This window comes from Opitutia bacterium (assembly GCA_016217545.1).
Taxonomy (GTDB): Bacteria; Verrucomicrobiota; Verrucomicrobiia; order Opitutales; family Opitutaceae; genus Didemnitutus.
In genome coordinates, this window is sequence record JACRHT010000003.1 from 187,915 (window position 1) to 201,942 (window position 14,028).

Below are 14,028 nucleotides of genomic sequence, written 5' to 3' on the forward strand. Positions count from 1 at the left end.
GAGTTGAGCTCGTGCCGCTCCGTGGAGGGCGCGCGTCCTCGCGCGCCGCGAGCGTTGTTTTGCTTTCGCGATCTGCGGCCCGCGGGGACGCGGGCCCTCCGGGCTGAATCGTGCCGACAACAAAAAAGGCGCCGCCCGGGTGGCGGCGCCAATGTTCCTATTGAGCAACCAACGCGCTCACCAGATCGTCACGCGCGCGTCGCCGGAGCGGCGCATCGGCGCGCCCTCGGGAACGCCGAACGCGGTCCAGAACTCCTCGAGATTCGAGAGCGGACCGTTCACGCGCCAGACGCCCGGCGAGTGCGGGTCGACGTTCACGCGGCGGCGCTGTTCCTCGGGACGCTGGAGATCGCGCCAGATGTTGGCGTAGCTGAGGAAGAATCGCTGCTCGGGCGTCCAACCGTCGATCTTGTCACGCGGCTGGCCTTCGAGCGCCTTCTGCAGCGCGGCGTAGGCGACCTTGATGCCGCCGAGGTCGGCGATGTTCTCGCCCTGGGTGAGTTCACCTTTCAGGTGGAGCGTGCCGTCGAGCACGGTGTAGCCGTTGAACTGCTCGACGACTTTCGCGGCGCGCTTGTTGAACTCCTCGCCGGATTCCTTCGACCACCAGTCGACCAGATTGCCGGCAAAGTCGTAACGACGGCCGGAGTCGTCGAAGCCGTGCGTCATCTCGTGGCCGATGACGGTGCCGATGCCGCCGTAGTTGGAAGCGTCGTCGGCCTTCGGATCGAAGAACGGCGGCTGAAGGATGCCGGCCGGGAAGGTGATCGAGTTCGCCTGCGGACTGTAGGAAGCGTTCACGGTGGGCGGCGTCATGCCCCACTCCGTCTTGTCGGTCGGCCGGCCGAGGCGTGCGATGTTGCGCCGCTGCTCGTATTGGGCGATGCGGAGCTGGTTGAGCACGTAGGAGCTGCGGTCGAGGTGCAGCGCGCTGTAGTCCTGCCACTTGTCGGGATAACCCATCTTGACGGAAAACGCGGCGAGCTTCGCCAGCGCCTTTTCCTTCGTGGCGGCGTCCATCCACTCGAGCGCGCGGATGCGATCGCCGAGGGAGGCGCGGAGATCTTCGACGAGCTTGAGCACGCGGGCCTTCGCCTCGGGCGGGAAATACTCGGCGACGTAGAGCTGGCCCAGCGCCTCGCCGAGCGCGTTGTCGGTCGCGCTGACGATGCGGCGCCAGCGCGGCTTGCGCTCCTTCACGCCGGCGATGACGCCGCTGTAGAAATTGAAATTCTCCTCCTCGAACACGGTGCCAAGCGAGGTCGAGAAATTCGACAGCAAACGCCAGCGCAGGTAGGCCTGCCAGTCGGCGGCGGGCGCTTCCTGCACGAGCTTCGCGAAGCCGGCGAAGAACTTCGGGTGCGCGAGATTCAGGTCCTTGAACTCGCCGAGTCCGAGCGTCGTGAAGTAGCCGGACCAGTCGAGTCCCGGCGCCTTCGTGGCGAGATCGGCGACGGCGATCTTGTTGTAGCTCGCGTAGGGATTGCGCAACGCGGCGCGCGGGAGCGAGACTTCGGCGAGCGCCGTCTCGATGCGCAGCGCGCCGGCGGCGCCAGCTTGCGCGGCGGTCGCGTCCCACCCGGAGAGCTCGAGCATCTTCGCGATGTGCGCGACGTATTGCTCGCGGATTTTCTGCGAGCGCTCGTCGGTGTTGAGGTAGTAGTCGCGATCGGTGTCGCGTCCGCCGCCCGGCAGGCCGAGGCCGCCCTGGCGCATTTGGAAGATCTGCGTGTTGCTGTCCTTCGCATCGGGGCCGACGCCGGCACCGAAGCCCACACGGATGCCTTGGGCGTGAAGCGCACCGAGCGTGGCGAAGACCTCCGCCGGTGTGTGCGCAGCCGCGACGCGATCGAGCAGCGGCTGCAGCGGTTTGATGCCGGTGGCGTTGATGGCGGCCTCATCCATGCCGCTGGCGTAGTAGTCGCCGACGAGCTGCTCGATCGCGGTGCCCGATTTGCCCTTGGCGGCGGCACGCTCGGCGAGCTGGCGCAGCGCTTCCATGTTGCGCTCGGCCAGGATCGTGAAGGTGTGCCAGCGCGCCTGGTCGGCGGGAATGGCGGTGTTCTTCAACCACGTGCCGTTCACGAATCGGTAGAAGTCGTCCTGCGGCTTCACCGATTGGTCGAAGTTGGCGGGAGTGATCTCCGCGCGAGCAACGAGTCCGAGTGCGCACACCCAGACAAGCGAGAGGGTTTTCAGGGAACGCATGGCGGCAACCTCTCCCGCTCCGCCGACCGGCGCAACGCGGAATCGACCAACGTGGCGACCGGAGCGATGACGCGGCCGGGGCGTCGGCGTCCACCTCTTCCTTTCGCCGGCGCGAGGAAATTCACAGCGGGCCCACCGGTCCCGCCGACTCCGAATTCTCAGCGCTTTCGCTTCGCCGTCTTGCGAGCGGCGAGGCGATGGCGGATCAGCCAATAGAGCATCTCCATGCGCGGCACGGCGGCGCCGACGGCTTTCGCGCGCCGCACGGGTTCGCCCCAGATTTCCTCGATCTCCAGCTCCTTGCCGTCGTCGAAATCAATCAGGCTCGAAGGCCGATAGCCGCCCATCTTTGCGGTGCGCTCGAACTGCAGGTCGACGAACGAGCGCGGGATTTCGTGGCCGAACTTCGCGGCCGTGTCCACGACCTCCTCCATCACGCGCCGAGCGAGCATGCGGAGACCGTCGTCGGCCATGATGACATCAGTCGTGACGCCGCCCGCCGCGATGGCGATGCCGTTGAAGGGGACGTTCCAGACCAGCTTGCGCCAGCGCATCTCCTCGAGGTTGTCCTGCGCCTCGCATTTGACGCCAGCGCGGCTGAACAGCGACGCCACGGCGTGGGTGCGCTCGCCGGCGGGCTTGCCGAACTTGCCGATCGTCATCACGCCAGGGAAACGGCACTCGACAACGCCCGGCCCTGTGCGCTCGGCGGCGATGTAGCACAGCGCGCCGATCACGCGATCCGGGCCGGCGATCTCGGCCACCGGCTCCTCGACGCCGAGTCCGTTTTGCAGCGTGAGCACGAGCGTCGACGGTCCGAGCAACGGCGGCAGCAGCTTCTTCAGCGCGTCGTTCGACGTGGCCTTGAGCGCGACGATCACGAGATCGCAGGCGCCGATCTCCTCGGTGGAGCCGTAGACCTGAACCTTCTTGAGATGGAATTTCTCGGTCGGCGTCTTGATGCGCATGCCGCGCGCGAGCACGGCGGCGCGACCGGTGCGGACGAGGAAATGCACGTCGTGTCCCGCGCGCGCGAGGGAGGCGCCGTAGTAGGTGCCGAGGGCTCCGCTACCCACGATGGCGACGCGAGGTTTCGAGGGAAATGGGGCGTTCACGCGGGTAAAACACACAGGCTGCGCCGAAAAGTTCAACACCGCTCTCCGGCGCATCCCGGGGACTTTTTCGCCATTTCCTCACAGCCCGCGGCGCGTCCCGGCGCGGCGCAGAAAGACGCCCCGAATCGGGGAAGTCCCCGCGACACCGCTTGGCGGAAATTCCGGGAGAATTGCCCGGCGGCACAGGCGGCACGCTTGCTCAGCCGCCGCGTCGAGAACGAGCCATCGCTGCGCCGCAGGCGGTTACCCAAGCCTCGGCGGCCGAGCAGCCCGGCCCGCGCTATGCACTTTCGCCGGCACCCGACCCCCGCAATTTCGCGGGCCTGCGACGGCATTTCCCTCGGCCGCGCGCGGCATTTCGCGCGTCTGCCGACAAGTTATTCACAGACGCTCCGCAGCGCCGTTTCAGAGCGGCATGTTGTCCGTCAGGCGGACCTCATCGACCCAGAACGCCACGGACATCAGCGACACTCCGGGCACGACCTCCCGCATCGGATCCATCGTCTCACGGTTCACGACCGCGATGTAGATGACGCGCAGCCGGCGCTTCGCGGCCATGATGTGCGTGGCCTCGGCCACGACGCGATCCGCGCTGCGCACACCGGAATCGACCATCTCCTTCGCGCGCTTGAGCGCCTGAAAAACCGCCAGCGCCTCGTCGCGCTGGGTCGGCGTCAGGTAGCTGTTGCGCGCGCTCACCGCGAGTCCGTCCGCATCGCGCACGGTCGGCGCGGTCAACACCTCCACCGGCAGCGCGAGATCGGCGAGAGCCTTCCGCACCACGGCGACCTGCTGGAAATCCTTTTCACCCATCACGAGCGCATCGGGCTGCACGACGTTGAGCAGCTTCAACCAGCAGGTGAGCACGCCGCGGAACAACGCCGGGCGCGACACGCCGCACAGCGGCTTGCTGACGCGCTCCTCCGTCACGGCCAGCGAGAAGCTCTTGGGAAACATCTCCTCGACCGCCGGCGCGAAAAAGACGTCGGCGCCCTCGCGCTCGCACAGCGCCGCGTCGGCGGCCGGATTGCGCGGGTATTTCGCGAGGTCCTCGTTGGCGCCGAACTGCAACGGGTTCACGAAGACGGACACGACGACCGCGAACCCACGTTCGCGGGCCAGCCGGACGAGGCTGACATGTCCAGCGTGCAACGCGCCGAGCGTGGGAATGAGCGCAAGCCGGCGCCCCGAGGCGCGCAACTCCGCGGCGCTGGCCCGCATCGCCGTGAGAGAGTCGATTTTTTGCATGACCGGGAAGGAACTTGAACTAACCCCTCCCCGGGCGCTTTATCAAGCCTCCTCGCCTCGGCCGCGCCGTCAGCGAGTCCGCCGTGGCACCTCGCGTCGCGGCGACCCTGTCCGATAATTCACCCGCGCTTTACGCATGTCCCCCACGCCCGATTTCGCCGCCCTCCGCACGCAGACCGAGCAGCTCTTCGCCGCCGGCCCCGGCGCCGACAAGGCCGCCGCCCGCGCGCTCTGGTCCGAAGTCCGCTCCGCGCTGAACGCCGGCGCGGTCCGCTCCGCCGAGCCGGACCCGTCTTCGCCGACCGGCTGGAAGGTCAACACGTGGGTCAAACAGGCCATCCTCCTCGGCCTGCGCCACGGTGACATGGCCGACGTGAGCGGCGCGTTCCCCTTCTACGACAAGGACACCCTGCCCGTCCGCCGCCCCGGCCTCGCCGCCGGCGTGCGCATCGTCCCCGGCGGCTCCTCCATCCGCGAGGGCGCCTACATCGCGCGCGGCGTCATCTGCATGCCGCCGATGTATATCAACCTCGGCGCCTACGTCGACGAAGGCACCATGGTCGACTCGCACGCCCTCGTCGGCTCGTGCGCCCAGATCGGCAAGCGCGTGCACCTCTCCGCCGCCGCCCAAATCGGCGGCGTCATCGAACCCGTCGGCGCGCTGCCCGTCATCATCGAGGACGACGTTCTCGTCGGCGGCAACACGGGCATCTACGAGGGTGCCATCGTGAAAACCCGCGCGGTCATCGGCGCGGGCGTCGTGCTCACCGGCTCCACGCCGATCTACGATCTCGTCAACCAGACCATCATCGCACCCGCCGCTGGCCAGCCGGTCGTTGTGCCGCCCGGCGCCGTCGTCGTGCCCGGTGCGCGCACCGTGAAACGCGCGCCCGGACCCGAGTGGGGCCTCTCCGTCGCCACGCCGGTCATCGTCAAATACCGCGACGAGAAGACCGACACCCGCACCGAACTCGAAAGCTGGATCCGATGAGCGCCGCGACCCAATCCCCCGCCCCCTTCGACGCCGTCGCCTTCGCGCGCGGCCTGATGGACATCGATTCGACGACCGGCAAGGAAGCCGCCGTCGGCCGCAAGCTCGCCGCCGACCTCCGCGCCCTCGGCTGGCGCGTGCAGGAGCAACCGGTCTCCGGCGAACGCTTCAACATCCTCGCCACCGTCGGCGAGCCCAAGGTCACGTTCTCGACGCACTTCGACTGCGTGCCGCCGTATTTCCCGAGCCGCGTCGAAGGCGACAAGCTCATGGGCCGCGGCGCGTGCGACGCCAAAGGCATCCTCGCCGCCCAGGTCGCCGCCGCCGAGCGCCTCCGTGCGCAGGGCGAGACGCGCGTCGCGCTGCTCTTCGTCGTCGGCGAGGAACGCGGCAGCGACGGCGCCAAGCGCGCGAACACGCTCCCGAACCAATCCAAGTTCCTCATCAACGGCGAACCCACCGACCTCCGCCTCGGCACGGCGACGCGCGGCGGCGTGCGTTTCCGGCTCCACGCCGACGGCCGCGCCGCCCACTCCGGTTATCCGGAGCTCGGCGAATCCGCGACCGAGAAGCTGCTCGATTGCCTCGAAATCCTGCGTCGGGCCGAGTGGCCCGACGATCCGGTGCTCGGCCGCACGCATTTCAACATCGGTCTGCTCAGCGGCGGCGTGGCGCCGAACGTCATCCCGCCGCACGCGCACGCGGAGCTGTTCTTCCGGACCGTGAGCGACGCCGACATTGTCCGCCGACGCGTGCAGGAACTCGTCGGCGCGCGCCTGCGCATCGAGGAGACCGCCTTCGTGCCGCTCGTGCGCCTGCACACCGTCGGCGGTTTCGAGCAGGCCGTGTTCTCCTACGCGACCGACGTGCCGTTCCTCGACAACTGGGGCACACCGCTGCTCTTCGGCCCGGGCTCGATCCACGTCGCGCACACCGACCACGAGTTTCTATCGATCGCCGAGCTCCACGCCGCCATCGACGGGAACGTCCGCATCGCGTCGGAACTACTCGCGCAATAAGCCGCAGGCCGGGCACTCGCGAGCGCGAGGCGCTTACTTCAGCAGCCGCTGGCTGGTCGCGTGCTCGTGCACCCAGAAGCGGTGCACCGTCAGCGGGCCGAGCCGCAGGTCGTAGCCCCACTCGGTGTCGACGATCGTCGGCGAACCGAACGCGCCGGCTTCCTTGATGCGGCTCCACGTCTCGTTCGCGAGGCAGCGGGCGTTGTGGAAGGCCGCCTCGACGTCGCGATACGAGCCGCGGTTCGTGGAGCGCTGCGTCGGCGTGCTGTCCGGTCCGGTTTCCAGGGAAAACTGGATCACGGTGAAAGTGGAGGGGGCGTCTCCGGACAGGGCCATGCCCGGACAGATAGCCGGCCGCGTGCCATCAGCCAGCCCAAAGTGCGTCCGCCTGGGATATCGAGGCAGGAAGCGCCCGTGATCGTCCCGCAGGCACGATGAGCCGTTCGCGGCTCGCCGGGAGGCGAGCCCTCCAGTCGCGCGCCGACAAACGAACGCTTGCTGGCGTGGCCCCGCGATTCGGGAAGCTCCGCGTATTGGGGAGGGCCCGCGTCCTCGCGGGCCGCGCCCGCGGCGCGTAAGCGCGCTTCCAACTGAACGGGCCCACGCTAGATAGTGCCGGCCCGCTCCCCTTTTCACCTACAGCGTTTTCAAACACAATGTAGCCGGGGTCGCTGACCCCGGAAAGAGGCTTTCCCGAGGCAAGAAGCACCGACCGGGCGCAGCGAGCCCGGCTACAGAAAAACAGAAAAGGCTCCAAGCCGCCCAAGCGCCGCGTCGCGTCGCGTTCGCGACGCTTCATCGGCCACGCCGCGCGCTACTGTTTCGGCACACTGGCCACAATATCGTCCGCCAGCGCCGCCACCGCTTCACTCAAGCCGCGCGCGAGCTGCCCGTAATCGCCGTGCCACGCCGCCGCGGGGGCCGTGAACTCACGGCGCACCACGACTTCCGGTTTGTCCCCGACCCGCAGCAATTCGATCACGGCCACAAAGCGCACGCCTTTCGCCGCGCCCTCGGCATTGAGCACGCGAACGGTCAGGTCGTAGTCGCGCGGCAGTTGCGCCGGGAACGGATAAGCCAGGATGTTCGCGCGCGCGGCGAGTTGCTCCCGCAATACCCGCGCGATGCCGGCATCGAGCGGCTCGGCCCAAAACGCATCGGCGGCGTAGCTGACCTCGTTTTCCCCGCTGCGCGTGACGATCGCCTTGTGCTTGAGGTAGGCGGGCACTTCGACGGGGCGCAGGCCGAGCTTCACCGCGCCGGCCGGCGGCGCATCGGCGGCGGGATGGGCTTCGAGGACGTAGTAGCGCGCGCTTTCGGGCCGCGCCTCGGGGAGGATGTTGCAGCCGGCGAGGAGCGCCGCGGCCGCGGCGGCCAAACCAAAGCGAAGAGAGGAGGAGAAATTCATGGCGATCAGCGTTTCGAATTGCCGTCGACCTTGCGGCCGACGAGCAGCGCGTTCGGGTTGCGCTCGAGAAGTTCGGCGAGGCGCTGGATCGCGCCGGCGGCATCGGAAACCTGCTGCAGCGTGCGCGTCACGTCCTCGCCGAGGTAGCCCTGCGACTGGACGAAGCGGCGCGTGGTCGCGGCCGCGGCATCGATCTGCTTCAGCGCGGACTGCGCGTCGGCCAGCGTCTGCTTCAGCTCGCCGCTCACCGGCTGCACCTGCGCGTCGAGCTTGGCGATGAGCGCCTGGGTGTCGGTGATGGTCTTGTTGAGGTTCGCCATGACGGCCTTGGCGTCGGGCGAGCTGGCGAACTTCTCCACGGAATCGGCGGCGCGACCCACGCGCTCGGTCAATCCCTTCACGTCGAGGTCGGCCATCTTTTGATTGGTGGTCGCGAGGAGCGTCTTCAGTTCCTTGCTCAAGCCGGCGAAATCGACGCGTTTGATGTCGGCGACGATTTCCACGATGCTGCTTTGCACTTCGGCGATGGGCGACTTGATGGCGGGAATGACGGGATACGGCTCGACCGAGTTGCGCTTGGGCGCCGGATATTCGCGCGGGTCCTCGAAGCTCAGCTCGACGAACAACAGGCCGGTGATGCCCTGCAGGTTCAGCTTCGCGCGCATGCCGCGCTCGATGAGGTTCTGGAGCTCGACGGGATTGGTCAGCTCGATCGTGTTGCCGTCGCGATCGGTGAGCACGTTGCGGTCGATCTCGCAGATCGTCTGGACCAGCGCCACGCGCGTGGCGGAGTCGTAGCGGACGTTGATCGCGGCGACGCGGCCGATGCGCACGCCGTTCACCTTCACCGCCGCGCCGGGGTCGAGACCGCTCACGGACTCCTCGAAATAGACGACGAAGCGCGTGGGCTTGGAGAAGAAGTTCGTCCCGCCGAAGGAGACGAAGGCGAGCAGGCCGAGCAGCACGGCCCCCAACACAAACATGCCCACGGCGGCAGGACTGAAGCGGGATTTCACGGGGTTGAGACTCCTTTTTGACCGGCGGGCTCCATGCGTCTATTCAAAAACTCCCTCACGCGCGCGTCCTCGCTGCGATCGCGCAGCTCGCGCGGGTCGCCCTCGGCGATCACGCCCTTCGTCTCGCGGTCGAGCATGACGACGCGGTCCGCGATGCCGTAGATGCTGGCGAGTTCGTGCGACACCACGACGATGGTCGTGCCCAGCGTATCGCGCAGCTGCAGGATGAGCTCATCGAGCTTCAGCGACGTGATCGGGTCGAGGCCAGCCGACGGCTCGTCGAAGAACACGATCTCGGGATCGAGCGCCAGCGCGCGCGCGAGGCCGGCGCGTTTCTTCATGCCGCCCGACAGTTCCGACGGATAATAATCCTCGTAGCCCGCGAGGCCGACTTGCGCGAGCTTCAGGCCGACGATGCCCGCGCGCTCGCGCCGCGAGAGGTCCGTGTAGAGTTCGAGCGGCAGGGCGACGTTCTCGCCGACGGTCATCGAACTCCACAGCGCGCCGCCTTGGTAAAGCACGCCGAAGGACCGCAGGAACGCCTTGCGCTCGCGCGAGGCCGCGTGCGTGAAGTCGCGCCCGAAGTAGCGCACGCTCCCCTTCGGCGGCTGCTGCAAGCCGACGAGGTTGCGCAACAGCGTGCTCTTGCCGCAACCCGAGCCGCCGATGATGAAGAACACCTCGCCCTTCTTCACCGCGAACGAAACGCTCTCGAGAATCACGCGCTCGTCGTAACGCGCCTGCAGGCCTTCGACCTCGATGGCGAATTTTCCGGCGGCGGGCATGGGGATCTTGGTGTCGTCGCTCATGTCACCACCCGAGGATGTTGAAGATCACCGCAAAAACGGTGTCCAAGACGATGATCAGGAGGATGCCCGTCACGACCGCGCTGGTTGCTGCCGCGCCGACGCCCGCCGCGCTGCGCTCCGCCTGCAACCCGCGCAGGCAGCCGGACAAGCCGATGATGATGCCGAATATGCCCGACTTGATCAGACCGACGAACAGGTCTGACAGGTCGACGATGCTCTTCGTCTCCGCCCAATAGAGGCTCGCCGGGATGTCGAGGATGCCAGCCGAGATCACGAGCCCACCGAAGATGCCGAGCACGTTCGAGTAGAGCGCGAGCAGCGGCATCATCAGGAACAGCGCCGTCAGGCGCGGCATGACGAGAAAATCCACCGGCGACACGCCGAGTGTCTCGAGCGCGTCAATCTCCTCGTTCGCCTTCATGTTGCCCAGCGTCGCCGCGAACGCCGCGCCCGTGCGGCCCGCGAGCACGATCGCCGCCATGAGCGGGCCCATCTCGCGGATCACCGCGACACCGACCATGTCGGCCACGTAGATGTCCGCACCAAATTGCCGCAACTGCACCGCGCCCTGATACGCGAGGATGATGCCGACAAGAAAACTGATCAGTCCCACGATCGGCAGCGCCATCGCCCCGCACAGCTGCATTTCGTGGATGCAATCCCGCCAGCGGAACTGCGCCTGCCCGCGAAAGAACCGCGCGATGCTGAACACGCACTCGCCGACCAGTCGCGAGATATCGCGCAGCTCGCGCACGAGACCCGTCGCGGAATTTCCCACCGCGGTGAACAGGTCCGGCAGCGCCGGATCCTCGTGCTTCGGCGCCTTCGGCTGGCCCAGTTGCAACACGAGCTGGTCGACGCCGTGCGGCAGATTGACCGTCTCGAACTGCGCGTGGATCGCCTCCGCCCCGCGCTTCGCCTGTCCGACGAACAGCGGCAGCGCACTGTCCCAATTCGTCACCTCCCGGCCTTCCACGCGGATCATCCGGGGCGGCTCCTTCGTGCCCGCCGCCGCCATCGCCTTCTCCGCCAGATCGTGCCAATCGGGCCGGTCCTCCGTGATTTGCCAACACCCGCTCACCACGACCATGAGCACGCCGTCCGCGAGGTGCGCTTCGGCTCGGGCTGTGGCGACGGGATTCGACATCTCCCCGACTTTCGCCGCTGCGACGCGCCGTCACGAGAACTTTTTGGCCCGGTTCCGCCAATTCGGGAGAACCTCCGGCATCGCGCTCGCCACCCTCCGGAGGGCCACGCGATCGGGCTCCGGGCCCGCCCCAAGCCGATCGCGCGGTCGCCCGCGAATCGCAGGCGCGCACTCCGCCACGCCCGTCGCCTCGCCCGCGGACGGATTTCCGTCTCGCCGCTTCCGCCGCGGCGCCGTTTGCTCCACCGCTCATGCGCTTGCGCACCGTCCTCTTCGACCTCGACGGCACCATCGTCGACCAGTTCAACGCGATCCACCGCTGCCACTCGTTCGCGATGCGGCAAATCGGCCTGCCCGCCCCGACGTTCGAGCAGGTCAAACGCGCCATCGGCCGCGGGCTCGACGACGCCATCCGCGATCTCGCCGGACCGGACAACGTCGAGCGCATCCTGCCCATCTATCTTGAACACTGGCGCGCCACGAGCCTGCAAGACGCGGCGATCTTCCCCGGCACGCTCGAACTCCTCGGCGCCTTGCGGGCCCGCGGCGTGAAATGCGCCGCGCTCACCAACAAGCGCGGCGATGCCTCGCGCGAAGTCTGCGCCCACCTGAAAATCACGCCCCTGCTCGACGGCATCTTCGGCGCCGGCGACACGGAGTGGTTGAAACCGCAACGCGAATTCGTCGACCACGCGCTGCGTGCGCTCGGCACGACGGTCGCGGAAACGGCGTTGGTCGGCGACTCGATCTACGACGTCGCGACCGCCCTCAACGCCGGCCTCGCCTTCTACGGCGTCACCACCGGCACGCACGACGACGCCGCGCTGCGCGCCGCGGGCGCGACCGAGATCTTCGCCGACCTGCCGTCCGCCGCCCCGGCGATCCTCGCACGCTGTTGAGTCGGCTCCCCCGGACGCGTCGTCGCGCACCACGCAATGAAGTTCGCTGCAGGTTGCCGCCCAGCTTCGCGACCCGCCCCGTTCTGTAACCTATTAGGTTACAGTTTCGCCCCGCCAGTCGCGGCGATCCGGGCAAGTGTAACCTAATAGGTTACACTTGTCAGATGCCGCTGGCGGGCAGACTCGAGGAATGGTCCGCGGCGTCACTTGCCCTGGCGCGACCACGCGACTTCCGAGTCGAGCGCGTGGAGCGAGAGCACGATGTCGCGCACGAAGTAGACGAGCGAACCGAACAACAGCGCGATCCCGCCGACGAAAAACGCCAGCAGCAGGATCTCGCCGTCGAACTTCAACCGCGCCGTCGCGAAGATCGCCAGGATCAGCAGGCAGGCCGACAGCATGCTGAGCACCGCCCACAGCACCGAGGCGCGGATGAGGCGCGTGCGCACCGTGAGCACCTCCAGTTGTTCCTCGATGCGCGGGTTTTTCTGCTCGGGATGCTCGCGCAGCTCCTTGGCCAGCGCGCGCGTGCGGTCCACCGCGCGGCCCATGCGGTTGGTGAGCGTCAGCAACAACATGCCGGCGCCGGAAATAAGGATCACTGGCGTGATCGAAGCTTGGATGACCGGCAACATACTCGAAGGAATCGCGTCCATGCCTGAACTGTAGCCTCGCGGCCACCCGGAGCAACCCGCCCGTCCGTCACGACTGTGCGCCGGTTGCCAGAGCCAGCGCATGCAATGCCACGCCGACCAAGAACACCCCGAAAAGCGCCCATGATCGCGCCACTCGCGGCCAGCAAATCAACTGCAGCCCCGCGCGCAGCACCCAGAATCCCGTCACGCCGACCAGTGCGGCGCGTCCGAGCGGCGTAGCCACCCACGCCTCGCGCAGCGTCGCCTGCGCCAAGGCCACCGCGAAGAACACGTAGGTGAGCATGATGTTCAGCACCGGCACGACACCGCGATTGATCGCGCTCAGCCGCGGCAGCTCCTCGCGCCAGCGGAACAGTTTCCAGAAACCGAGGTGAAAAAGGCCGAAGGCGGCATTGAAGACCGCAGCCGCGAGGATCCAGCCGCCCGCGCTCATTGCCGCGGCAGACCCTTGGCCCGGTCGATCTGCAAGCGCAGCGCGTGCAGCGCCGAGAAGATGTCGCGCAGGAATTCCGCGAGCGACGCGATGAGCAGCACGATGCTCAAGCCGAACAGGAACAGCACCACCTCGCGCACCGGCCAGTCGAGCAGCGCGCCACAAAACAAAGCCACGATGAGGAAACAGGACGACAACATGCTGAAGCCCGCCGCCGTGACCGCGCGCCGGATCATGATCGAGCGCGCCCACATGATCTCGAGCTGATCCTCCAGATGCTGGCGCGATTCGCCTGTCGTCTCCGGAATCGTCTCCGCCAGCACACGCGTGCGGTCGACGATGCGCCCCATGCGGTTGGTCAGCACGATCATCAACGCTCCCATGCCCGACAGCAAAATCACCGGCGTGATCGCGAGCTGGATGATCGGCAGGAGCGACGAGAGTGATTCCATGCCGCCGAGATTGCGCGCCGTCCGGCGCGTCGCAATCCGCTTATCGCCGCCAAGTCAGCCCGCGCTCCCGAGCACCACGCGAAGTTGCGGTGGGGCGCGCTGACCTCCACGCGCTCAGCCATCCCGCAGGCCGCGAGCTTGCTCGCGCCATTCTTCCGAGAAACGCGACCGAGGCGCGGCCCACAGAGGAACGGCCCCCGAATGCGCGCTCAGCGCGCCAGCGCGTTCGCGACTAGAGCCAGCGCGCCCGGCAGCGCCTGCACGAAGAGAATTTTCCGGCTGGCCGTCGCCGCGCCGAACACGCCCGCCACCACGACGCAGCCGAGGAAAAAGACGCGCACCGCAAAACCGAGGTCGCCCGCCGCCACCATTCCCCAGACGAGTCCCGCCGCGAGGAAGCCGTTGTAGAGCCCCTGATTCATCGCGAGCCTCCGACTTGCCGCGGCGAACTCCGGCGTGAGCCCGAACACGCGGCGACCGTAGGGCGTGTTCCAGAGGAAGATTTCCAGCACTAGGAAGTAGACGTGCAACAGCGCGACGAGCGCCGTGAGGAGCGTGGCGGCGAGGGACATGACCGCACGGTGCCGCGCCGGCCGCCGTTCGCCAAGCGCCGAAACGACGCCGCTC

Annotated in this window: 15 protein-coding genes; 3 read left to right on the forward strand and 12 right to left on the reverse strand. The window is 67.7% G+C overall.

Annotated elements, in window-relative coordinates; translation table 11 throughout:
* Nucleotides 1-177 precede the first annotated feature (177 nt).
* The 3 genes from HZA32_03380 to HZA32_03390 all read right to left on the reverse strand — a co-directional run bounded on the left by HZA32_03380 (nt 178) and on the right by HZA32_03390 (nt 4,571).
* On the reverse strand, nt 178-2,208 hold the full coding sequence (locus tag HZA32_03380; GenBank protein ID MBI5423100.1) for a M13 family metallopeptidase: 2,031 nt from the start codon (nt 2,206-2,208) through the stop codon (nt 178-180).
* 158 nt (nt 2,209-2,366) lie between these two features.
* Nucleotides 2,367-3,323, reverse strand: coding sequence for a 2-dehydropantoate 2-reductase (locus tag HZA32_03385; GenBank protein ID MBI5423101.1), 957 nt, complete (start codon nt 3,321-3,323; stop codon nt 2,367-2,369).
* Between the two features lie 405 nt (nt 3,324-3,728).
* Nucleotides 3,729-4,571 carry a pantoate--beta-alanine ligase gene (locus HZA32_03390; GenBank protein ID MBI5423102.1) on the reverse strand — a complete coding sequence of 281 codons (843 nt, stop codon included), beginning with the start codon at nt 4,569-4,571 and terminating at the stop codon, nt 3,729-3,731.
* A gap of 136 nt (nt 4,572-4,707) precedes the next feature.
* Here HZA32_03390 and HZA32_03395 point away from each other — a divergent pair, with 136 nt between their 5' ends.
* Both HZA32_03395 and HZA32_03400 read left to right on the forward strand, forming a co-directional pair.
* Nucleotides 4,708-5,562 carry a 2,3,4,5-tetrahydropyridine-2,6-dicarboxylate N-succinyltransferase gene (locus HZA32_03395; protein MBI5423103.1) on the forward strand — a complete coding sequence of 285 codons (855 nt, stop codon included), beginning with the start codon at nt 4,708-4,710 and terminating at the stop codon, nt 5,560-5,562.
* Nucleotides 5,559-6,581, forward strand: coding sequence for a M20/M25/M40 family metallo-hydrolase (locus tag HZA32_03400; GenBank protein ID MBI5423104.1), 1,023 nt, complete (start codon nt 5,559-5,561; stop codon nt 6,579-6,581). The genes HZA32_03395 and HZA32_03400 overlap by 4 nt, the downstream gene beginning before the upstream one ends.
* 33 nt (nt 6,582-6,614) lie before the next feature.
* On the opposite strand, the gene HZA32_03405 is transcribed toward HZA32_03400, so the two are convergent.
* The 5 genes from HZA32_03405 to HZA32_03425 all read right to left on the reverse strand — a co-directional run bounded on the left by HZA32_03405 (nt 6,615) and on the right by HZA32_03425 (nt 10,961).
* Nucleotides 6,615-6,917 (reverse strand): hypothetical protein, encoded by a 303-nt coding sequence (locus tag HZA32_03405; protein ID MBI5423105.1) that lies wholly within the window; start codon nt 6,915-6,917, stop codon nt 6,615-6,617.
* Nucleotides 6,918-7,395: 478 nt separating this feature from the next.
* The gene (locus HZA32_03410) at nt 7,396-7,989 is read right to left on the reverse strand and encodes a membrane integrity-associated transporter subunit PqiC (protein MBI5423106.1); all 594 of its coding nucleotides are present in this window, start codon (nt 7,987-7,989) and stop codon (nt 7,396-7,398) included.
* A gap of 5 nt (nt 7,990-7,994) precedes the next feature.
* Nucleotides 7,995-9,005: an MCE family protein gene (locus HZA32_03415; GenBank protein ID MBI5423107.1), complete on the reverse strand. Its 1,011-nt coding sequence runs from the start codon at nt 9,003-9,005 to the stop codon at nt 7,995-7,997.
* Nucleotides 9,002-9,790 (reverse strand): ATP-binding cassette domain-containing protein, encoded by a 789-nt coding sequence (locus HZA32_03420; protein ID MBI5423108.1) that lies wholly within the window; start codon nt 9,788-9,790, stop codon nt 9,002-9,004. Before HZA32_03420 ends, HZA32_03415 begins: the two co-directional genes overlap by 4 nt.
* Before the next feature lie 25 nt (nt 9,791-9,815).
* Nucleotides 9,816-10,961: an ABC transporter permease gene (locus HZA32_03425; GenBank protein ID MBI5423109.1), complete on the reverse strand. Its 1,146-nt coding sequence runs from the start codon at nt 10,959-10,961 to the stop codon at nt 9,816-9,818.
* 251 nt (nt 10,962-11,212) lie between these two features.
* Here HZA32_03425 and HZA32_03430 point away from each other — a divergent pair, with 251 nt between their 5' ends.
* Entirely contained in the window at nt 11,213-11,860 is a 648-nt protein-coding gene (locus HZA32_03430) for an HAD family hydrolase (protein ID MBI5423110.1), read from the forward strand.
* Between the two features lie 203 nt (nt 11,861-12,063).
* On the opposite strand, the gene HZA32_03435 is transcribed toward HZA32_03430, so the two are convergent.
* The 4 genes from HZA32_03435 to HZA32_03450 form a co-directional block, all read right to left on the reverse strand.
* Nucleotides 12,064-12,516 carry a DUF2721 domain-containing protein gene (locus HZA32_03435; GenBank protein MBI5423111.1) on the reverse strand — a complete coding sequence of 151 codons (453 nt, stop codon included), beginning with the start codon at nt 12,514-12,516 and terminating at the stop codon, nt 12,064-12,066.
* A gap of 46 nt (nt 12,517-12,562) precedes the next feature.
* Entirely contained in the window at nt 12,563-12,949 is a 387-nt protein-coding gene (locus tag HZA32_03440) for a hypothetical protein (protein ID MBI5423112.1), read from the reverse strand.
* Nucleotides 12,946-13,401 carry a DUF2721 domain-containing protein gene (locus tag HZA32_03445; GenBank protein ID MBI5423113.1) on the reverse strand — a complete coding sequence of 152 codons (456 nt, stop codon included), beginning with the start codon at nt 13,399-13,401 and terminating at the stop codon, nt 12,946-12,948. Before HZA32_03445 ends, HZA32_03440 begins: the two co-directional genes overlap by 4 nt.
* A gap of 209 nt (nt 13,402-13,610) precedes the next feature.
* A complete protein-coding gene (locus tag HZA32_03450) occupies nt 13,611-13,973 on the reverse strand; it encodes a DUF1304 domain-containing protein (GenBank protein MBI5423114.1) in 363 nt (120 codons plus the stop codon).
* Nucleotides 13,974-14,028 lie beyond the last annotated feature (55 nt).

What these genes read in the sequence shown, in the direction of transcription:
- HZA32_03380 (MBI5423100.1), bottom strand. Translation starts at nt 2,208, where the DNA reads ATGCGTTCCCTGAAAACCCTCTCGCTTGTCTGGGTGTGCGCACTCGGA.
- HZA32_03400 (MBI5423104.1), top strand. Translation starts at nt 5,559, where the DNA reads ATGAGCGCCGCGACCCAATCCCCCGCCCCCTTCGACGCCGTCGCCTTC.
- HZA32_03395 (MBI5423103.1), top strand. Translation starts at nt 4,708, where the DNA reads ATGTCCCCCACGCCCGATTTCGCCGCCCTCCGCACGCAGACCGAGCAG.
- HZA32_03405 (MBI5423105.1), bottom strand. Translation starts at nt 6,917, where the DNA reads ATGGCCCTGTCCGGAGACGCCCCCTCCACTTTCACCGTGATCCAGTTT.
- HZA32_03445 (MBI5423113.1), bottom strand. Translation starts at nt 13,401, where the DNA reads ATGGAATCACTCTCGTCGCTCCTGCCGATCATCCAGCTCGCGATCACG.
- HZA32_03435 (MBI5423111.1), bottom strand. Translation starts at nt 12,516, where the DNA reads ATGGACGCGATTCCTTCGAGTATGTTGCCGGTCATCCAAGCTTCGATC.
- HZA32_03425 (MBI5423109.1), bottom strand. Translation starts at nt 10,961, where the DNA reads ATGTCGAATCCCGTCGCCACAGCCCGAGCCGAAGCGCACCTCGCGGAC.
- HZA32_03450 (MBI5423114.1), bottom strand. Translation starts at nt 13,973, where the DNA reads ATGTCCCTCGCCGCCACGCTCCTCACGGCGCTCGTCGCGCTGTTGCAC.
- HZA32_03440 (MBI5423112.1), bottom strand. Translation starts at nt 12,949, where the DNA reads ATGAGCGCGGGCGGCTGGATCCTCGCGGCTGCGGTCTTCAATGCCGCC.
- HZA32_03390 (MBI5423102.1), bottom strand. Translation starts at nt 4,571, where the DNA reads ATGCAAAAAATCGACTCTCTCACGGCGATGCGGGCCAGCGCCGCGGAG.
- HZA32_03410 (MBI5423106.1), bottom strand. Translation starts at nt 7,989, where the DNA reads ATGAATTTCTCCTCCTCTCTTCGCTTTGGTTTGGCCGCCGCGGCCGCG.
- HZA32_03420 (MBI5423108.1), bottom strand. Translation starts at nt 9,790, where the DNA reads ATGCCCGCCGCCGGAAAATTCGCCATCGAGGTCGAAGGCCTGCAGGCG.
- HZA32_03430 (MBI5423110.1), top strand. Translation starts at nt 11,213, where the DNA reads ATGCGCTTGCGCACCGTCCTCTTCGACCTCGACGGCACCATCGTCGAC.